Below are 20,115 nucleotides of genomic sequence, written 5' to 3' on the forward strand. Positions count from 1 at the left end.
ATGGCGACCCTACATCTGTGTGGGCTTACTTCACCGTCCAGCCCTTGTAACTGCTAACGCTGTTACGATCGATCATCGTCACCGGAATCAGCACCGGTTTATCTGGCGCGGGTTTGCCCTGCAGGATGTCGTAGCCAATCTCCACCGCTTTCGCCGCCATCACCTGCGGGTCTTGCGCTGGCGTTGCCACGAACAGCGAGCCTTTGCGCTTCAGCGCCTCTTCACCGTCTGGCGATCCATCGACGCCGACAATAAAGAATTCATTGCGCTGCGCCTGTTTTGCCGCCAGATCGGCACCAATCGCGGTTGGATCGTTAATCGCGAACACGGCATCAATCTTCGGATTAGCCGACAGCAGGCCGGTCATCACTTCGAGGCCACCTTCGCGGCTGCCTTTGGCGTTCTGGTTATAGGAGAGCAGCTTGATGTCCGGATGGGTTTTCAGCTCGTTCATGCAGCCTTCCACACGGTTCTGTACCGCAGAAACCGGCGGTCCGTTGATGATCACCACGTTGCCTTTGGCTTTCAGGCGATCGGAGATGTATTTGCACGCCATGGCACCGGCGGCAGTGTTATCGGAGGTGATAGTGGCGTTAGCGCCGTCTGCCGCCACGTCGACCGCCACCACTACAATCCCGGCATCACGCGCACGTTTTACCGCGGGCGCGATGCCTTTGGAATCGGCGGCGTTAAGGATGATCATGTCTACTTTAGCGGCGATGAAGTTATCAATCTGTCCTACCTGCTGACCGAGATCGTAGCCGCTGGAGACCAGCGTTACGTTGACCTTGTCACCCGCCAGCTCGCGCGCCTTCAGCTCCGCACCTTTAGTGATCTGCACGAAGAACGGGTTGGCGAGATCGCCGACGGTCACACCAATGGATTTCAGCTCTTTGGCCTGCACCAATGGCGCGCTCAGAAGCGTAGCCGCCAGCAGTCCGGTTAGAATCGGATTAAAACGCATAGTCGATGTTCTCCTGCTTTTTGGTTTTTATGGTCGCCATAACTGACGCCCCTGCTTACTTGTAGGGTCGGCATTCATGCCGACCTGGTAACAACTCAACCCACGTGATGCCGCGTCCGGTACTTATCGATCAACACCGCGATGATGATCACCGCGCCCTTAATCACTAACTGCCAGAAATAGGAGACGCCCATCAGCGTCATGCCGTTATTCAGCGTGGCGATAATCAGTGCACCAATCAGCGTGCCGGTAATGGTGCCGATACCGCCGACAAAGCTGGTGCCGCCAAGGATCACCGCCGCTATCGCGTCCAGCTCATAGCCAACGCCGAGGTTACCGTTGGCGCTGTAGAGCCGCGAGGCGCTCATCAATCCGGCCAGCCCAGATAGCAAACCGCTCATGGCGTAGACAAACAGCAGTACCACGCTAACTTTGATGCCGGTCAGGCGCGCCGCCTGCACGTTGCCGCCGACCGCATAAATATGTACACCCAGCGTGGTGCGACGCAGAATGAACCAGCACAGCGCAATCACCGCAAAGGCGATAATGATCAGCCACGGCACCGGCCCGAGATAGCCGTTGCCTATCCACTCAAAGTTGATGTCGGAGTTGATCACCGTGGTGCCGTTCGCCAGCAGATAAGCCGCGCCGCGCATCGCGGTATAGGTGCCGAGCGTGACAATAAAGGGCGGCAGCCCTGCCCACGCCACCAGAATGCCGTTGAACAAACCCATAATCAGACCGGCACCTAACGCCGCCGGAATCGTCAGTGACGCAAATGCCGGATCGAGCGACACCACCATCGCCACCACCGCTGTGGTACCGAGCATCGATCCCACCGACAAATCGATGCCGCCAGTGAGAATGACAAAGGTCATGCCCGCCGCCAGCACGATGTTGATCGAGGCCTGACGCGTAATGTTGAGCAGATTGCCCTCGGTGAAGAAGTTCGGCGTGACAAAGCCAAATACCGCCACAATCAGGATTAGAATCGGCAGGATGCCGACGGTTTGCAGCAGGTCACTCATTAACGCGCGCTTTAGCGTTGGACTTTTTACGCGTGCGGATTCACTGGTCATTGCGCTCTCCTCAGGCCTGAACCGGCTGCGCGCCGGTGGCCAGTGTCATAATGTTTTCCTGGCTAATCTCTGCCCCACTCAACTCACCGGCGATGGCGCCTTCACGCATTACATAGACGCGGTCGCTCATGCCGACCACTTCCGGTAACTCGCTGGAGATCATTAAAATCGCCACGCCCTGCTGCGCCATCTGCTGCATCATGCGGTAGATTTCGCTCTTGGCACCGACATCAACGCCGCGCGTTGGCTCATCAAGAATCAGGATGCGCGGTGCAATCGCCACCCAGCGTGAAATCAGCAGCTTCTGCTGATTGCCGCCGGACAAACCGCCCGCGCGCACCTGCGCATGCGGCACGCGGATGTTGAGCGCATCAATCGCCTCGCTGGCGATCTTCTGCCCTTTGCGTCGATTGAGCAGGCCGTAGCTGGCATCGCGCTCCAGCGTCGCCATCACAATGTTGTCCTGCGCCGCCAGTTCGAGGAACAAGCCCTGCTCTTTGCGGTTCTCGGTGAGAAACCCGATGCCGCGCGCAATCGCATCGCGCGGCGAGTGAATCTGCACTTTTTCCCCGTCGATCCAGATCTCGCCGCCGCTCGGTTGATGCACGCCAAAAATCAGCTGCGCCAGTTCGCTGCGCCCGGCACCGACCAACCCCGCCAGCCCGACGATCTCACCAGCACGCACCGACAGGCTGCTGGGATGCACTTTGTGTTTGTCGCACAGGTGATTGACGGCGAGACGAATGTCGCCGAGCGGAATGTTGCGGTCTTTGTTGAACAGATCGCTGAGTGGCCGCCCGACCATCATGCGTACCAGTTCGCTGGCATTGAGCTGCTCGCGCGTCAGGCTGCCGACGTACTGCCCGTCGCGCAGCACGCTAACGCGATCCGACAGCTCATACACTTCCGCCATGCGATGGCTGATGTAGATGATCGCCATCCCTTCGCTGCGCAGGCGTTTTATCAGCGCAAACAGCTGCTCGGTTTCACGGTTCGAGAGTGCGGCAGTCGGCTCATCCATTACCAGAATGCGGCTGTTGCGGTGCAGCGCGCGGGCGATTTCCACCTGCTGCTGCTCGGCAATGCTCAGGCGACTAACCAGATCGGTGGCGCTGAACTGCGCGCCCAAACGATCAATCACTCGCTGCGCCTCTTCCGCCATCTGGCGACGCTTCACCAGGCCCGCGCGGGTGATTTCACTGCCGAGAAAGATGTTCTCTGCCACCGTCAGATTGGGTGCCAGATTGATCTCCTGATAAATCAGGGTGATGCCCGCCGCCAACGCCTCTTTTGGGCCTTTAATGGTGTACGGCTGGCCGTCGATAAGGATTTCCCCGCTGCTGGCGGTATAGGCACCGGCCAGAATTTTCATCAATGTACTTTTGCCCGCGCCGTTTTCGCCCATCAGCGCATGCACTTCACCGGGCCAGACCGTGAGATCCACCCCTTTTAACGCATAGAAACTGCCGAAGCGTCGGGTGATCGCGCGCATTTCTAATATCGGTGCTGTCGCCATAACGAGGCTCCTGCTGGCAAAGGTTGCAGCGAGTAAAGCCTCCTTAGATAAATGGAAAATGTCAGCGGCCATTCATATTTGTCATATTTCGCCCCGATCGCGCTTCTATACTCGCCAGCAGTTGAGCGGTAAGGAGTGACAGCCATGAGTCACAGTCTGCACTGGCACGCGGGCGCGCGCAGTCGCCTGCTGCTGTTTAATCTGCTGGTGATGTCGGTGACGCTGGCGGTGAGCCTGGTAGCGATTTTTGGATTTCGCCACGCAGGTCACATTCAGGAACAGGCGCAGGCACAAACGCTGGCCGATATGAACGGCAGCCTGGCGCTGGCGCGCGATACCGCCAATGTGGCGATCGCCGCGGTGCGCTTATCGCAGGTGGTCGGCGCGCTGGAGTATCAGAGCGAATCGGCGCGCCTGCAGCAAACGCAGCAGGAGCTGCAGCGGTCGCTGAGCTTACTGGCGAATGCGCCGCTGGCGTCGCAACAGCCGCAGCTGCTAACGCGCATCCGCGAGCGCAGCCAGATGCTGGAACAGACCATCAACCAATTGCTGCGCGCCGGGCATCAGCGCCATCTGCAGCGCAACGTGATGCTCAGCGGCTTGTGGCAATCGCAGCTGTTACTCAATCGCATTGACCTGCTAACGCGCACCGATTCCCCTTCTGCCGCACTGCGCCAGCAAACCCACAGCTTATTCAGCGTGGCGATTCAGTCCAGCGCGCCGCAGGCCGCAGTGCAGCAGCTGCAATCGGTGCTGCGTCAGTGGCAAGCGTTAAGGCTCAACGGCGTGCTGAACACCCAGGTGCAGCGGCTGATCGCCACCAGCAATGATTTGCAGCCGGTGGCGCAGCAGCTGGAGCAGAGTGATATCGCCATCGCCTACGCCACCTATCGCATCAAAGCGCTGGTGGCGATGCTCAACGACGACATCACCCATTACGTGCAGCTGGTAGCGCAGCAGAGCGACGCACGCAGCGCGGTAACCCATGAAGAGCTGGATTCGATCATCGGTTTTATCGGCCTGTTTATGCTGCTGGCGCTGCTGATCACCGGTTACGCCGGTTACTACATCTATCGCAATCTTGGTTCGAGTCTCACCGCTATCGCTCACGCCATGACGCGGCTGGCGCAAGGTGAAAAGAGCGTCAACGTGCCCGGTCTGGCGCGGCGCGATGAGTTGGGCGATCTGGCGCGCGCCTTCAACGTGTTTGCGCGCAATACCGCGTCGCTGGCGCACACCTCGCGCTTGCTGAAAGAGAAAAGCAACCAGCTGGAATCGACCTTTCTCGCCATGCGCGATGGCTTTGCGCTGTTTGATAACAGCGGCCAGCTGGTGGTGTGGAATGCGCAATATGCCGAGCTGCTCGGCATTGCGCCGCGCGAACTGCATCGCGGTTTGCACTATCAGCAGCTTCTGAAACGCGTTGATGTTGAGCTCAACGGCTTAGCCGATGCGCAGGAAGTGCGGCTGGCGGATGGACGGACGCTGGAGCTGCGTTTCAGCCCGGTGCCACGGCGCGGCATGGTAAATACCGTGCTGGAGCGCACCACACGCAAGGCGCTGGAAGAAGCGCTGCTGCACAGCCAGAAGATGAAAGCGGTTGGACAGCTAACCGGCGGACTGGCGCACGACTTCAATAATCTGCTGGCGGTGATCATTGGCAGCCTGGCGTTAACCGTCGATCAGCTGCCGCCCGGCACGCTCGCCAGCCGTATCGATCGTGCGCGTCAGGCCGCCGACCGCGCGGCGCAGCTGACGCAGCGTTTGCTGGCGTTCTCGCGCAAGCAGGCGCTCTATCCGCGCGCGGTGTCGGTGGTTGAGCTGGTGGATAATTTGCATTCGCTGCTGCAACACGCACTTTTGCCCGGCCAGCAGTTGGTGATCGATGCGCAGCGTCCCGGCTGGCCAGCATGGATCGATGCCGGACAGCTTGAGAATGCGCTGATCAATCTGGTGGTCAACGCGCGCGATGCGATGGCCCAACAGAGCGGCGAAATCCGCCTGCGAATCTGGAATCAGCGCAAACAGGAAGCCGACGGCAAGCGCGATCGCGTCACCATTGAAGTGATCGATCACGGCTGCGGCATGTCGGCCGAGGTGCGCGAACAGGTGTTCGAGCCGTTCTTCACCACCAAAGCGATTGGTAGCGGCAGCGGTTTGGGCTTATCGATGGTGTATGGCTTTGTGCGCCAATCCGGCGGGCAGATCGAGCTGGAAACCGCGCCGGGACAAGGCACCACCGTGCGGCTGTTATTGCCGCGCGCGCCTGAAGCGGCACAACCGCTTAGCGTGCCGCCGCCGCTGGTGCCGCAGGCCAGCAACGATCGGCTGGTGTTGGTGCTGGATGATGAACCGACGGTGCGACAAACGCTGTGCGAACATCTGCATCAGCTGGGTTATCTGACGCTGGAGTGTGGCGATGGCGAAAGCGCGCTGACCCTGCTGCGCCAGACGCCGGATATCGAGTTGCTAATCAGTGATTTGATGCTGCCGGGTGGCATTAACGGCGCGGATGTGATTCGTCAGGCGCAGGCGCAGTGGCCGCATCTGGCAACGGTGTTGATCAGCGGTCAGGATCTGCGCCAGACGCAGGTCACGCTGCCGCTGTGTGAGCGGCTGGCGAAACCCTGGCATCAGGCGCAGCTGGTGCAGGCGCTGGAGCGCGCCTGGCAGCGCAGTGAACGGCTTAGTCGCGCGCGGCAGGCTGCCACAACGGCACCCCTTTCCCCGTGATGTAACGTTTACGCAGCTTGCTGGAGACCATATCCATGATCATCACCACCGCCACCAGAATCAGGGTCAGGAACATCACCACATCCCAGTTCCATAAACGCATGTTCTCGGCATACACCAGACCAACGCCGCCCGCGCCGACGAAGCCCAGCACCGCTGCGGAGCGGGTGTTGGACTCAATCTGATACAGGCTGAGCGCGAGGAAGGTCGGGAACGACTGGGTGAAAATGCCGTAGCGATGTTTCTGCAGGCTATTCGCGCCAACCGCGCTGAGACCACGACTCGGCGAACGCTCCACCGCTTCGTGCCCTTCGGCATAGAGTTTGCCGAGCAAGCCGACATCCTGCATCACAATCGCCAGCACGCCGGCCAGCGGTCCCATGCCGACGGCGCGCACGAAGATCAGCCCCCAAATCGCCATGTCGATGCCGCGCAGCACATCCAGCACGCGGCGTACCACCAGCGAAATCGGTCGTGTGATCGGATCGTGCATTACGTTGCGCGCCGCCAGGAACGAGACCGGCAAGGCAATTAGTGATGCGGTTAGTGTACCGGAGAACACAATCGCCAGCGTAATCCCGACCTGAGTGAAGTAGTAACCAAACGGCCAGTTGAGGAAATCCTGCCAGACAAACATGCGCAGGAAATAGCGGCTGAGCTGCTGGCAGCCAATGAGAAAACGGCTCCACTCAATGCCAAAGAACTCGAAGAAGAACAGGTAATAGAGCGCGATGGCAAGTGCCACCAGCGCAACGCGGCGCAGATAGCGGTTCTGCGCAGCAAACAGGGCGGCATGCTCCTGCTTGAGTTTGGCGACATCCGGCGCTAAGGCGATCATGCTGCGTCTCCTTCCACTACGCGGCGACGCAGCCAGCCGGACAGCGTATCCAGCAGCGACACCACCACAATAATCAGCAACAGCGTGATGCTGACCTGATCGTAACGATCGAGTTTGATATTGGTCATCAGCTCTTGCCCGATACCGCCCGCGCCGACCAAACCAAGGATAGTTGAGGAGCGGAAGTTGATTTCCAGACGCATAAAGCTGTAGGAGAGAAACGTCGGTTTGACCTGCGGCCAGAAGGCAAAGCGCATGCGCTGCAGTTTGCTGGCACCGCACGCCGCAAGTCCGCGCACCGGTTTATCCGAGGCGCTCTCAATCGCTTCGTAGAACAGTTTGGTCAAGCTGCCGACGGTATGCAGCGCCAGCGCGAGAAAGCCGGGAATAGCGCCAATGCCGAACGCCATCACGAACATCACCGCCCACGCCAGTTCCGGCATGGTACGCAGGAAGGCGACAAAGGCGCGGATCGCCACCCGCAGGCTGCGCGGCGTTTGGGTGTTATCGGCGGCGAAAAACGCCAGCACACCCGCCACGGCCACCGCCACGATGGTGGACGACAGCGCCAGCTGCAAGGTTTCCCAGATCAGCGGCAGCTGGAAGTGTAAGCGATAGCCCCAATAGGCCAGCGAGCCTTCGGTTTTGCCGTCGGCGAACAGCAGTGAAAGATGCAGCACCGGCAGAGTTTCGCCGATGTAGTCAAAAAAGTGTGGCAGCGACTGCCAGACGGTAAGCAGGTTAAATTCCGCCATCTTGCCCGCGGCCAGATAGAGCGCCAGCAACAGCAGCGACCACAGCAGCGAGTCGCGCTTTTGCTGGCGGCGGATGCGTTGGTAGTAGTGTTCGAAATCGGTCAAGGGGGGGATTCCTGTGTAACCAGGTCGCCATGAATGACGACCCTACAATGTAGGGTGCGCATTAATGCGCACCGTTTTGAAGGCTTAACCGCGCGTACCCTTCATCAAATCACGCTTCATATCGATGATGTTCTGATAATCCGCCACGGTAGCCGGGCCGATGTGTTGGGTACCGCCAACCGCTTTAACAAAGCAGCCGTGATCTTCTTTATCCAGTTTCTTGATGGTGGCCACCACCTTCGCTTTGAAGTCAGCGGGCAGGTTGTTGCTCACCAGAATCGGGCCGTTCGGGATCAGCGGCGACTGCCAGATGATGCGAATCTGTTTCATCAGGTCAGGATGATCCATGCGAATCAAACGACCAAAAGCACCCGAGGTATAACCGGTTTCACGGTCGCCAATCAGTGACGTCCAGGTTACCGCGCCTTCGAACTGACCGTTCAGCACACCGAGGATGTCCTGCTCGTGGCCGCCAGAGAAGGTGACGCTGGAGAAGGTGTTGTTGTACTTATCGTCAACCGTGCCGCCGAACTCTTTCTTGAACGCCTGGTTCGGCATCAGGAAGCCAGAGGTTGAATCGGGATCGGCCATGCCGAATGATTTGCCTTTCAGGTCTTCCAGCTTTTTGTATGGGCTGTCGGCTTTAACAATCACCACCGAGTGATAACCCTGTGAACCGTCTTTGTCGTCCACTACGATGCCCACCACGTCCACCGCTTTCGGGTTTTGCAGGTAAACCGAGGCAAATGAAGCCGGTGACATGCTCAGTACCAGGTCGATTTTGTTGCCCAGCAAGCCCTGAATCACGCCTGAATAGTCAGATGAGTTGCGCAGTTTGGTATCCACCTGCAACTCTTTGTCGAAGAAATCTTTCACACACTGGTTGTCACCAATCTGCTGCGTGGCGTTCTGGCCGCCAAGAATCCCGAGGTTCAACTCTTTTGGTGCATCCGCTGCGTTTGCGCCAAATGCCATCGCAATAGTCAGTAAAGCTAAAGAAGTCAGTTTCATTCTTAGGTTTTCTCTTGCTGTGGGAGTTAGTGGAGCTGGTTAATTTCGTCGCCGTACAGCTCATGCATCAGGCCGTCGGTCAACTGGGAAGGATGTCCATCGAACAGGATTTTGCCGCGCTGAATGCCGATCACGCGGGTACAGTAGCTTTTAACCAGTTCGATGGAGTGCAGGTTCACCATCACGCTGATGCCCTGCTCGCTCACCTGACGCAGCACATCCATGATGCGTTTGGTGTTTTTCGGATCGAGTGACGCCACCGGTTCATCCGCCAGCAAAATGCGCGGGTTTTGCATCAATGCCCGGCAAATCGCCACGCGCTGCATCTGGCCGCCAGAGAGGTTTTCTGCACGCTGTAGCGCCTGCGGCAGCATGTTCATCCACTGCAGCAGTTCAATGGCGCGAGCGCGGTCGGTTTCGGAGAAGACTTTGAAGAACGATTTCAGCGTCGAGGTCTGACTTAAACGACCGAGCAGCACGTTGGTCAGCACATCAAGACGTGGCACCAGACAAAAGTCCTGGAAAATCATGCCGCATTCGGTGCGCCATTCGCGCATCTGGCGGCTATTCAGCGTCACCACATCGCGATCCACTTCGCCGTGGCGATTGCTGAGGATCGCGCCCTGCGAAGCGCTGATGGTGCCGTTCAGCATGTGTAACAGTGTCGATTTGCCTGCGCCTGAGCGGCCAATCACCGCTACCAACTCGCCCGCATGCAGATCGAAGCTGACGTTATCCAGCACCTGGTTGGCGCCGTAGGTTTTGCACAATCCCTGCACCGACAACACCTTGTTGCCCTGCCCGGTAACGTGCGGGTAAGGATTGTCGACGACGGTTTTCAGTAATGCCTGAGCCATGTTGCACTCCATCTCTTCTGAGGTGTTGATTGCCCGCTATTACGGGCAAAGCGGATGAAAGCTTGATGACAGTAAAATGATTAAACGGTGACACCGTAGGGTCGCCATTCATGGCGACCGTCCGTTAATGCATGCAACGCACCAGGTCGCCATGAATGGCGACCCTACGGGGTAATCAGCTGGCGCAGATGCTCGAGGGTGTCGCTCAACGCGCCATCGTTATTCAACGCATGACAATGCGCAGGCAGCGGTTCGGTGGCGCGCGCCAGCCGTTTTTCGATTTCCGCTTGCGACTCGCGCCCGCGCTGCCGCAAACGCGCTTCCAGCACCGCAGGTGAAACCTGCAACACCAGCGGCAGCAGCTGCGTGCCGTAATGCTGCTGCACAATCGGCAGATGCAGGCGCGAACCGTTGACCAGCACATTTAGTCCGCGTGCCAGCCACAGATCGATCTCCTCGCCCAGCCCGTAATGCATGCCGTGCGCCTGCCAGCTCACGGCGAACAAGCCCAGCGCCTCGCGCCGTCGGAACTCGGCTTCACTCAGCGCCACATGGTTCTCGCCGCCCGCATCGGCGGCGCGCGTGATGTAGCGATGGGCGATCAGCAGATTCTCCGGCGGCGCCTCGCGCAGCGCGTTCAGCAGGCTGTCTTTTCCCGAGCCCGAAGGCCCGGTAAGCCAGATCAGGCGCGCCATCAGAACACCAGCTTGCCTTGCGACCAGACGTGACGAATGTGCGAATGACCATGTTCGGTATGCGCCAGCACTAAATCGGCACGCAGTCCTTCGGCGATGCGGCCGCGATCGTGCAGACCAATCGCCCGCGCCGGATTACTGGTCACCAGCGCAGCCGCCTGCGGCAGCGTCAGCGTGTTGCGTTCATCAGCAACCAGGCGGAACACCGCATCCAGCAAGCTGGCCGGATAGTAGTCGGAGGAGAGAATATCCAGCAGGCCGTGGCTGGCGAGATCCGCCGCCGCCACGTTGCCGGAGTGCGAACCGCCGCGCACGATGTTGGGCGCGCCCATCAGCACCTGCATGCCGCATTCACGCGACGCGCGTGCTGCCTCCAGCGTGGTAGGGAATTCGGCGATGGCGCTACCGACGTCATGGGATTCAGCCACGTGCGCCGCCGTGGCGTCGTCGTGGCTGGCGATCGGAATACCGCGCGAACGGCACAAACTGGAGATGGCGTTGCGATTCGGCGTGGAGAACTCGGCGGCCAGCGCCAGTTGCTCACGCTCAAACTGATCCATCTGCTCGTCGTTGAGCTGATATTTACCCTGATAATAGGTGCGATACATCTCCAGCGAGGCGTACTGACGCTGACCCGGCGAGTGATCCATCAGTGAAACCAGCGACAGTTCTGGCGTGTTCATCAACTTCTCAAACAGTGGCAGCGTGGTGTGATGCGGCAGCTCACAGCGCAGATGCAAATGGTGATCGGCGCGGTTAATGCCTTTGCGATTGCTGTCCTGAATCGCCTCAATCATCTTGTTGAGGTTTTCAATGCGATGCCCGCCATCGCGCACGTCACCAACGCCAATCGCGTCCAGCACCGTGGTGATGCCGCTGGCAACCATTAACGCATCGTGGCTGCTCATCGCCGAGTGCGCCGGCCAATCCACTTTGGGGCGTGGCGTGAAGAACTTGTCGAGATTATCGGTGTGCAGCTCCACCAAACCCGGCAGCAGGAAGGCGTTTTCGCCATCCAGCGCGCCCGGCAACTGGCTGACGCTGTCGCTAAAGCTGGCGATGCGTCCGTCGCGAATCTCCAGTGAACCCGCCACCACGGCCTGCTCCAGCACCAGCCGGACGTTATTAATGATCATGCTTCTGCTCCTGCTTTCATTGGCTGCATGACGTGCAGGCGATCGGCTACGCGTTCGCGCACCGCTTCGTCATGGAAAATTCCGACAATGGCGGCACCACGGGCGCGCGCCTGTTCAATCAATTCCACCACTGCGGCGCTGTTGGCGCTGTCGAGCGAGGCGGTCGGCTCATCCAGCAGCAGCACCGGATAGTCGGCGATAAAGCCGCGCGCGATGTTGACGCGCTGCTGCTCGCCGCCCGAGAAAGTGGACGGTGCCAGCGACCACAAACGTTCCGGCACGTTAAGGCGCGTCAGCAGCTCTTTGGCGCGCTTCTCGCAGAAGGCACGCTCGGTGCCGCGCTCCAGCAGCGGCTGCATGACAATCTCCAGCGTCGGCACGCGTGGGATGACGCGCAAAAACTGGCTGACCCAGCCGACGGTGTGACAGCGAATCGCCAGAATCTGGCGCGCGGGCGCGTTAGCCATGTCGATCCATTCGCCCTGATGTTGTAGCCAGATGTGGCCGCTGTTGGCCTGATAGTTGCCGTACAGCGCACGCAGCAGCGTGGATTTTCCGCTGCCGGAGCGGCCATGCAGCACCACGCATTCGCCGCCGCTGACTTCAAGATTGGCGTCCTGCAATACCGGCAGCGCGGCGCTGCTTTGGTTGTGCAGCACAAAGGTTTTGCTCAGATGCTCTACGCGCAGTAAAGGTTGCATAGTGATGTCCTGATGGTTTTGATAGTTGTGCTGGTCTTCGAGAAGGTCGCCATAAATGGCGCCCCTACGGGCAATACGGTTGCATTGGGCACGTCGTAGGGTCGCCATTTATGGCGACCGGCGAAATTGGGCTCGTCGTAGGGTCGCCATTTATGGCGACCTTGTTCATCTCAACTCAGCACCGATGAAACCAGCAGCTGCGTATACGGATGATGCGGATCGTCCAGCACCCGATCGGTCAATCCGCTCTCCACCACGCGGCCCTGCTTCATCACCAGCAGGCGATGCGCCAGCAAACGCGCCACGCCGAGATCGTGCGTCACAATCACCACCGCCAGATTCAGCTCGCGTACCAGCGTGCGCAGCAGATCCAGCAGGCGCGCCTGCACCGACACATCCAACCCGCCGGTCGGTTCATCCATAAACACCAGCGTTGGCTGCGTCACGAGGTTGCGCGCAATCTGTAAACGCTGCTGCATGCCGCCGGAAAAAGTGGTGGGCAGATCGTCGATGCGATTAGCGGGGATCTCCACATCCTGCAGCCAGCGCATCGCCTCTTTACGGATATCGCCGTAATGACGATTACCTACCGCCATCAACCGCTCGCCGATATTGCCGCCCGCCGTCACCTGCGGACGCAAACCGTCAAGCGGATGCTGATGCACCACGCCCCATTCAGTGCGCAACAAGCGGCGGCGATCGCTCTCGCTCAGCTGATAGAGATCCTGCGCGCGATAGAGAATGTTGCCCTGCTGCGGCGCCAGGCGTGCCGACAGGCTGCGCAGCAAGGTGGTTTTACCGGATCCAGATTCTCCAACGATGCCTAACACTTCGCCGGGATAGAGCTCAAAACTCACCTCTTCAAAGCCTTTGCCGGGCGCATAAAGGTGGGTGAGATTGTTGACCGCAAGCAGCGGCTGTTCACTGTGCATGCTGTTGTTCCTGCTGCTGGTGGCAAAAATCGGTATCGGAGCAGACAAACATGCGCGTACCGGCGTCATCCATCACCACCTCGTCGAGGTAGCTGTGGCGCGAACCGCACAGCGCGCAGGGTTCTTCCCACTGCTGCACGCTGAACGGGTGATCGTCGAAGTCGAGGCTTTCCACTTTGGTGTACGGCGGCAGCGCATAGATGCGTTTCTCACGCCCGGCACCAAACAGCTGCAGCGCCGGCATCATGTGCATCTTTGGGTTGTCGAATTTGGGGATTGGCGACGGATCCATCACATAGCGATCGTTGACCTTCACCGGATAAGCATACGTAGTGGCAATGTGGCCGTAGCGGGCGATATCTTCATACAGTTTCACCTGCATGATGCCGTACTCCTCCAGCGCGTGCATGGTGCGCGTTTCGGTCTCGCGCGGCTCGATAAAGCGCAGCGGCTCAGGGATCGGCACCTGGAAAATCAGGATCTGATCTTCCTCAAGCGGGGTTTCCGGAATGCGGTGGCGCGTCTGGATCAGCGTGGCGTCAATGGTGCGTTCCGTTGTAGCCGCGCCGCTGACGCGCTGGAAGAAGCGACGAATCGATACTGCATTGGTGGTGTCATCCGCACCCTGATCGATCACTTTCAGCACATCGGCATCGCCAATGATGCTGGCGGTGATCTGAATGCCGCCGGTGCCCCAGCCGTAAGGCATCGGCATTTCGCGTCCGGCAAACGGCACCTGATAACCGGGAATCGCCACCGCTTTCAAAATCGCGCGGCGGATGGTGCGTTTGGTCTGCTCATCCAGATAACCGTTGTTGTAGCCGGTTAACTCACTCATGGTTCTGCTCCTGATGCTGTTGGCGCAGCCGTTTCAGCAACTCAAGCTCCGCCTGGAAATCGACGTAGTGCGGCAGTTTCAGATGCGAGACAAAGCCCGCCGCTTCGACGTTGTCGGCATGCGACAGCACAAACTCTTCGTCCTGCGCCGGACCGGCAATGCGTTCGTGGTACTCCGGCGCCTGCAGCGCGCGATCCACCAGCGCCATCGCCATCGCTTTGCGTTCGGAGCGACCAAACACCAGGCCGTAACCGCGCGTAAAGTGCGGCGCGCTATCGGTTTCGGTGGTGAAGCCGTTCACCATCTCGCATTCGGTCAGCAGGATTTCGCCAATCTCAATCTCAAAACCCAGCTCTTCCGGGCAGATCGAGACGCTGAGATAGCCGGTACGAATTTCGCCAGCGAATGGATGGTTGCGGCCGTAGCCGCGCTGTGTCGAGTAGCCCAGCGCCAGCAAGAAACCTTCGTCGCCGCGCACCAGCTGTTGCAGCCGTGCGGCACGCGTGGCCGGATAACCCGGCGGTTCGCGGGTGATGTCGCACGGCTCGCTGCCGTCATCCTCTTCACGTGCCGCTAATCCTTCTGCGGTCATCATGCTGAACACGTGCGGACAGCGCTCAGGCAGCGCCTGATCGTCGCGCGGAGCGGCAGGCGTTTCGCCGTTTGCCAGCAGCGTAAAGTCGAGCAGACGATGGCTGTAATCGTAAGTTGGGCCGAGAACCTGGCCGCCCGGCAGATCCTTGTAGACGGCGGAGATACGGCGCTCGAGGCGCATCTCTGCGGTTGCCAGCGCCAGGCTGTCGGCGAGGCGCGGCAGCGTGGTGCGATAGGCGCGCAGCAGGAAGATCGCTTCCACCAAATCGCCGCTTGCCTGTTTAATCGCTAAGGCCGCCAGCTGTGGATCGTAGATGCCGCCTTCGGTCATCACGCGATCGACCGCTAAACCCAACTGTTGCGCGACCTGATCGCAGCCCAGTTCAGCGACTTCGCGATCGCCACGGCGCAGATCGGCCTGCAGCTCATGGGCGCTGGCAATCGCCTTTTCGCCCCCTTTTACCGCAACATACATCAGCACACCTCCACGTCGGTGGTGCGTGGCAGCGCCATCATCGCTTCACCACAGGTGAAAATCAGATCCACGCCCTGTGGGAACGGATGCGGACGCTCGCGCAGATAGTGCAGAATCGCTTCCGGCAGCTGCGGCGCAATGGCACGCGATTCACGCAAGCCGGGACCAGAAAGACGCAACGTTAAACCGCCGCTCAGTGACGGTACTTCCACAATCAGCGTGGTGCTTTTTTCCGGGGACATGTTGTCGCCAGAGGCGAACAGCGCCGGATCGGGATTGGCCGCCGCGTGCGTCAGCGCAAAGGGGGCATCGCGCTCATCGACAATCGGCACGCCGGTGTGGAAACGCAGGTTGCTGCGCACCACTTCATTATCAATGCGATTATCCAGCCACAATGCGCTCTCCTGATCGACCAGCGTCAGCAGCACCGCTGTAGCCGCCGGCGAAAGATCGCCCCAGCCCTGTTGCAGCGGCAGCGACACCATCACGCCCGGCTCGCTCATCGCTTTGAGAATGCGGCGAAAGGCACGTTGGGCATCAGCCACCGGATGGTTAAAACTTGCCAGTAAAGTCATCAGTTATCTCCGCGAACCAGCGTAAAGAAATCCACTTTGGAGCTGGCGATTTCACGTGCGCGCAGCTGACGCTGCTCTTCACGCAATGCCGCCAGCGGGGCAATCAATTTTTCCTGTAACAGCGCCTGGGTTTCCGGCTGTTGCAGCAGCGCATCAATCAGCGCGCAGCGTTCGGCGTGCGCTTTGTCGCGCCCCAGCACGTAGCTAAAGCCGAGCGTGCCGTCGTGCAGTTTCACCACCGCGCGCGTTACCGTGGCATCGCCCATCACGAAGCGTTTGCCGCTGCCGCCCATGCGCGCCTGCAAACGGGTTAAGCCAGTTTCTGCCGGACGGATGCGTTCAAAATCGGCGTTGAGGCGTAACGGCTGCCAGTGCGCCTCAAGCTGGTTGGCATCGCTGTGCGCCAGCACCGAGAGCCAATGCTGGCGGGCTGTTTGCTGTGTCATTCGTGCTCCAGAGTCAGTTCAATCATGTCGCCGCGCGTCAGGCTGACGGAGTATTCCGCTACCTGACCGTCGCTGTGTTTATTCAGGGTGCGCACACACAGCAGCGGCGACTGCAGCGCAATCTCCAGCTGTTTGCACTCTTTGGCTTGTGCGCGACGGGTGCTGATACGGGTTTGGCTGCGCGTCAGGCTCAGACCGAGCTGCTGCTGCATAAAGTCGTGCAGCGAACCGCTATGAAACTGTTGCAGCGCCGGCCACCAGCTGAGTTCCGCCAGGAAGTGGTTGATGACGCACACCGCCACGCCATTGACGCGGCGCAGCGTGCGCAAGTGAATGACGTTGTCGCCTTCGTTCACGCCTAGCGCGCTCGCCACATCGCTGCTCGCCGGACGCAGCACCGCCAGCAGACGCTCGCTGGTGGGATGACTGCCCTGCTCCATCAGGTTCTGGCTGAAGCGTGCTTGCGCATGCAGCGGATAATCGTAAGGACGCATCAGCACCAAAATGCCTACGCCGTGACGCCGTTGCAGCAGGCCTTTATTGACCAACTCGTCAACCGCGCGGCGCAAAGTGTGACGATTCACTTCGTAGTGATCGGCCAGTTGCTGCTCGGAAGGCAGATAGTCGCCGCAGCGATAGCGCTCCTGCAGCGCCTGCTCCAGTTGGGCGGCAACGGCCTGATACACAGTGGTCGGATGTCTGGATATCTCCATCACGCTCAATACCTCATTCGCATTGGTTGAGGAACGCAGCGGGCTTGCTGCGGGATGGCGATTACATTGCGCATGTCAGATGACAGCGCCGTGACGGCTCAATGACGGGCGGATGAATTTGCTTTAGGGCAGCAGAATCGCAGCGAAACGGCAGTGGTTTTAATAAATTATTTTTAACTGTTCTGTTTGTGACAGTGTTCAAAAATTTACCGCTTATTTACATCGTGATTTCAACATCCTTACAGGATACAGCCTGCGGATGTTCTGCTAAGTTAAAAGATGAATCCTTCTTGTCAGGCCCACCTTAAAATGATTAACGCAATAAAACTATCGGATGGTTTTCGCCGCAACTTTGTTCGTGAAGTAATTTTGCCACTGATGGCAATTTTGCTGCTTACCTTTGTCGGCGCGGGCGTGGGTCTGTTCTGGGGGACATCATTAACCAATAACGAAGCGCGCGATCAGCAACAGCGCATGATCGAGGCTTCCTTTACCCAGAGCCTGACGGAACATCTGCGCCAGCTGCGTAGCCTGACGCGCTGGTCGCCGCTGGCCGATCAGCTGGCGTCGCCGCATCCCGACCAAAGCTGGCTGACGCAAAATGTCGGAGGTTGGCTGTATGACATGTTTGATCATCAGTTGGTGGTGCTGCTGGATCGCGACAATCAGTTGATTAACGTGTGGCGCAACGGCCAGCCGGTGCCGGACAAGCGCATCGGCCCTTATCTGCAGGACATGCTGAATAGCCCGCTGGTACAAAACAGCGATGTGGCGGCGGGCCCGACCGATCACGCCGATTTCGTGCGTATCGGCCAACGCGCTGCCGCGCTGGCGGTGGGCGATATCAGCAGCACCAAACAGGCCGGGCGCTATCGTCTGGTGAGCATTAAGTTTCTCGATGATGGCTATCTGCGCAACCTTGCCGATCGCAGCCAGCTGCGCCAGCTGCACTTCAGCGACAGCGAACCGGCAGGAGAAACCAAAGCGCGCTTTCTGCTGAATTCACAACAGGGCGATCCGGTCGGCTATCTCAGCTGGAATCCGGATAAACCCGGCGCACAGATGATGCGCACCATTGGCCCTTCTACTTTGTTGTCGGTGCTGCTGATTACCGTGCTGTGTTTGGTGATGGTGCGGCGCATCTGGACCTCGTCACTCAAACTGTCGCAGTCGCTCTTAAAGCTCGGTGCCAGTGAAGCGCAGGCGCAGCATCTGGCCTTTCATGATGTGTTAACCGGTTTGCCGAATCGTTCACTGGTGGAAGATCGCTTAACCCAGGCGCTGGCGGTGGCCGGACGCCACGATCAGCGCGTGGCGCTGCTGCTGCTGGATCTGGATCGCTTCAAAAACATCAATGATACCTACGGCCATCACGCTGGCGATGAGCTGATTATTGAGGTGGCACGCCGCCTCAACGAGATTGTGCGCGCCAGCGACACCGTAGGCCGTATCGGCGGCGACGAGTTCATCATTGTGATGCCGGATGTGGAGAATATTGGTCAGGTGCAATCGCTGGCGAAACGCATCATCAGCCGTCTGAGCGAGCCGTATCAGCTGGTCGGCAGCGAGCTGTGGGTTGGCGTGAGCGTCGGTCTGGCGCTGGCTCCGAAGGATGGCATTGACCGGATGGAACTGATGCGCAAAGCGGATATCGCGCTTTATGACGCCAAGAATCACGGGCGCGGCCAGTATCGCCAGTTCGAAAAAGTGATGGATGAATCGCTGCGCACCCGCCAACAGATGGCGGCGGATTTGCGTCAGGCGCTGGTGAAATTTGAGGGATTAGCGGTGTGGTATCAGCCTTTGATGGATATCAGCGGCCAGCATGTGGTGGGATTGGAAGCGCTGTTGCGCTGGCATCACGCCATGCGCGGCGACGTTTCGCCCGGTGATTTCATCGCCATCGCCGAAGAGACCGGCATGATCATACCGCTCGGCGAATGGGTGCTGCGCGAAGCCTGCAAAACCGCGCTGAAGCTGCCGGATATTGTGGTGGCGGTGAACGTCTCGCCGGTGCAGTTCCGCGCGGTGAACTTTGTAGAACGCATCATCCATATCGTGCAGGAAGAAGGTGCCGATCCTAGACGCATGGAGCTGGAGATCACCGAAGGCGTGCTGATTGAGGATGAACACGAGGCGCGCAACAGCATCATCGCGCTGCGCGAGGCCGGTTTCCGCATCGCGCTGGATGATTTTGGTACCGGCTACTCGAGCCTTAATTACCTCAGCACCTTCCCGGTGGACAAAATCAAAATCGACCGATCCTTTACCCAGTCGCTGGGCGTGGCGCAGAACTCCACCGCGATTGTTGAATCGGTGGTGCGCTTGGGCCACGCGATGGGCTTAACGGTGACCGCCGAAGGTGTCGAAACCGAAGGCCAGAAAAACGCGCTGGCCGATGCGGGCTGCAATCAGCTGCAAGGGTATTTGTTTAGCCACGCGGTGCCATTTAGTGAGATTGAGAAGATGATGTGAGTGACATTTGACCAGGTCGCCATAAATGGCGACCCTACGGAGCTTTTGTAAGGTCGCCATTTATGGCGACCTGGATAACCATCCGCACGTCATAAAATATTCTGAATACGTCCCTCAGGTTCTGCATCCCATCATCGCCCTCTCGCCAGACATCCTGCAAAATCATTCCGGCAAGGAGGCCATTATGAAAAACCGCAAATATCCACGATTAAAACATCATAATTACCGCGCTAATGGCGCGTATTTCATCACGCTGGTTTGCTATCGCCGCGCACCTTTATTTGGTCAATTTATCGCAGCGGAATTCTGTCTTACTTCGATTGGGGATTACATCATCAAAACCTGGCGGGCTTTACCTCAGCGCGATTCATCTATCATCCTCGATGCCTTTGTCCTGATGCCGAATCACCTGCATGGCATTATTTGGCTGAATGAAAACGCGCAGAGAACCCTGCTAAATATTGTTAATTGGTTTAAAGCCGAGATAACGCGTGAAACAGGTGTGAAGGTGTGGCAACGCAGTTTTTATGATCGTGTGATTCGGGATGAGAGGGAGTTATTGGCGTTCAGAGAATATATTGAAAACAATCCGAAACAGTGGGAATGGGATCGGTTGTATGTGAATGGTTGAGGTTGTGCGGTTGTTAGCAAGGTTGTGCGGTTATCAGCAAGGTCGC

General features: G+C 58.8%; 19 protein-coding genes. 3 read left to right on the forward strand and 16 right to left on the reverse strand.

Annotated features, from left to right (window positions below; all coding sequences use genetic code 11):
* Positions 1-25: 25 nt before the first annotated feature.
* The 3 genes from VIJ98_RS12145 to VIJ98_RS12155 form a co-directional block, all read right to left on the reverse strand.
* Positions 26-964, reverse strand: coding sequence for an ABC transporter substrate-binding protein (locus VIJ98_RS12145; RefSeq protein WP_008105486.1), 939 nt, complete (start codon positions 962-964; stop codon positions 26-28).
* 95 nt (positions 965-1,059) lie between these two features.
* On the reverse strand, positions 1,060-2,043 hold the full coding sequence (locus tag VIJ98_RS12150) for an ABC transporter permease subunit (RefSeq protein WP_008105488.1): 984 nt from the start codon (positions 2,041-2,043) through the stop codon (positions 1,060-1,062).
* 10 nt (positions 2,044-2,053) lie between these two features.
* Positions 2,054-3,559 (reverse strand): sugar ABC transporter ATP-binding protein, encoded by a 1,506-nt coding sequence (locus VIJ98_RS12155; protein ID WP_154190002.1) that lies wholly within the window; start codon positions 3,557-3,559, stop codon positions 2,054-2,056.
* A gap of 144 nt (positions 3,560-3,703) precedes the next feature.
* Here VIJ98_RS12155 and VIJ98_RS12160 point away from each other — a divergent pair, with 144 nt between their 5' ends.
* A complete protein-coding gene (locus VIJ98_RS12160; RefSeq protein WP_323274197.1) occupies positions 3,704-6,292 on the forward strand; it encodes an ATP-binding protein in 2,589 nt (862 codons plus the stop codon).
* Here VIJ98_RS12160 and phnE (VIJ98_RS12165) read toward each other — a convergent pair.
* From phnE (VIJ98_RS12165) to phnF, 13 genes are all read right to left on the reverse strand, one after another.
* Complete coding sequence (gene phnE, locus VIJ98_RS12165) at positions 6,246-7,130, reverse strand: phosphonate ABC transporter, permease protein PhnE (RefSeq protein ID WP_312664022.1); 885 nt, start codon at positions 7,128-7,130, stop codon at positions 6,246-6,248. The two genes, VIJ98_RS12160 and phnE (VIJ98_RS12165), sit on opposite strands and share 47 nt — an antisense overlap.
* Positions 7,127-7,990, reverse strand: coding sequence for a phosphonate ABC transporter, permease protein PhnE (gene phnE / locus VIJ98_RS12170; protein ID WP_061717638.1), 864 nt, complete (start codon positions 7,988-7,990; stop codon positions 7,127-7,129). The genes phnE (VIJ98_RS12165) and phnE (VIJ98_RS12170) overlap by 4 nt, the downstream gene beginning before the upstream one ends.
* A gap of 84 nt (positions 7,991-8,074) precedes the next feature.
* Entirely contained in the window at positions 8,075-9,001 is a 927-nt protein-coding gene (gene phnD, locus VIJ98_RS12175) for a phosphonate ABC transporter substrate-binding protein (RefSeq protein WP_008105497.1), read from the reverse strand.
* Positions 9,002-9,027: 26 nt separating this feature from the next.
* Positions 9,028-9,858, reverse strand: a complete 831-nt coding sequence (gene phnC / locus VIJ98_RS12180) for a phosphonate ABC transporter ATP-binding protein (RefSeq protein WP_061717640.1) — start codon at positions 9,856-9,858, stop codon at positions 9,028-9,030.
* A 164-nt stretch (positions 9,859-10,022) separates the two neighbouring features.
* Positions 10,023-10,553, reverse strand: coding sequence for a ribose 1,5-bisphosphokinase (phnN, locus tag VIJ98_RS12185; protein ID WP_323274199.1), 531 nt, complete (start codon positions 10,551-10,553; stop codon positions 10,023-10,025).
* Positions 10,553-11,689, reverse strand: a complete 1,137-nt coding sequence (gene phnM, locus VIJ98_RS12190; protein WP_008105502.1) for an alpha-D-ribose 1-methylphosphonate 5-triphosphate diphosphatase — start codon at positions 11,687-11,689, stop codon at positions 10,553-10,555. The genes phnN and phnM overlap by 1 nt, the downstream gene beginning before the upstream one ends.
* Positions 11,686-12,390 carry a phosphonate C-P lyase system protein PhnL gene (phnL, locus tag VIJ98_RS12195; RefSeq protein WP_008105503.1) on the reverse strand — a complete coding sequence of 235 codons (705 nt, stop codon included), beginning with the start codon at positions 12,388-12,390 and terminating at the stop codon, positions 11,686-11,688. Before phnL ends, phnM begins: the two co-directional genes overlap by 4 nt.
* 170 nt (positions 12,391-12,560) lie before the next feature.
* Complete coding sequence (phnK, locus tag VIJ98_RS12200; RefSeq protein ID WP_097096853.1) at positions 12,561-13,322, reverse strand: phosphonate C-P lyase system protein PhnK; 762 nt, start codon at positions 13,320-13,322, stop codon at positions 12,561-12,563.
* Complete coding sequence (locus VIJ98_RS12205) at positions 13,312-14,160, reverse strand: alpha-D-ribose 1-methylphosphonate 5-phosphate C-P-lyase PhnJ (RefSeq protein WP_154157365.1); 849 nt, start codon at positions 14,158-14,160, stop codon at positions 13,312-13,314. Before VIJ98_RS12205 ends, phnK begins: the two co-directional genes overlap by 11 nt.
* Positions 14,153-15,229: a carbon-phosphorus lyase complex subunit PhnI gene (locus tag VIJ98_RS12210; RefSeq protein ID WP_258143531.1), complete on the reverse strand. Its 1,077-nt coding sequence runs from the start codon at positions 15,227-15,229 to the stop codon at positions 14,153-14,155. Before VIJ98_RS12210 ends, VIJ98_RS12205 begins: the two co-directional genes overlap by 8 nt.
* A complete protein-coding gene (phnH, locus tag VIJ98_RS12215; protein WP_008105512.1) occupies positions 15,229-15,804 on the reverse strand; it encodes a phosphonate C-P lyase system protein PhnH in 576 nt (191 codons plus the stop codon). Before phnH ends, VIJ98_RS12210 begins: the two co-directional genes overlap by 1 nt.
* Positions 15,804-16,250, reverse strand: a complete 447-nt coding sequence (gene phnG / locus VIJ98_RS12220) for a phosphonate C-P lyase system protein PhnG (RefSeq protein ID WP_008105514.1) — start codon at positions 16,248-16,250, stop codon at positions 15,804-15,806. Before phnG ends, phnH begins: the two co-directional genes overlap by 1 nt.
* Positions 16,247-16,963, reverse strand: coding sequence for a phosphonate metabolism transcriptional regulator PhnF (phnF, locus tag VIJ98_RS12225; RefSeq protein WP_008105516.1), 717 nt, complete (start codon positions 16,961-16,963; stop codon positions 16,247-16,249). Before phnF ends, phnG begins: the two co-directional genes overlap by 4 nt.
* Positions 16,964-17,272: 309 nt before the next feature.
* Here phnF and VIJ98_RS12230 point away from each other — a divergent pair, with 309 nt between their 5' ends.
* Entirely contained in the window at positions 17,273-19,438 is a 2,166-nt protein-coding gene (locus tag VIJ98_RS12230; protein ID WP_154157363.1) for an EAL domain-containing protein, read from the forward strand.
* Positions 19,439-19,463: 25 nt separating this feature from the next.
* The gene (locus tag VIJ98_RS12235; RefSeq protein ID WP_323274202.1) at positions 19,464-20,069 is read left to right on the forward strand and encodes a hypothetical protein; all 606 of its coding nucleotides are present in this window, start codon (positions 19,464-19,466) and stop codon (positions 20,067-20,069) included.
* The last annotated feature ends 46 nt before the right edge of the window (positions 20,070-20,115 follow it).

Source organism: Pantoea sp. S18, assembly GCF_045689705.1.
GTDB classification, from domain to species: domain Bacteria; phylum Pseudomonadota; class Gammaproteobacteria; order Enterobacterales; family Enterobacteriaceae; genus Pantoea; species Pantoea symbiotica.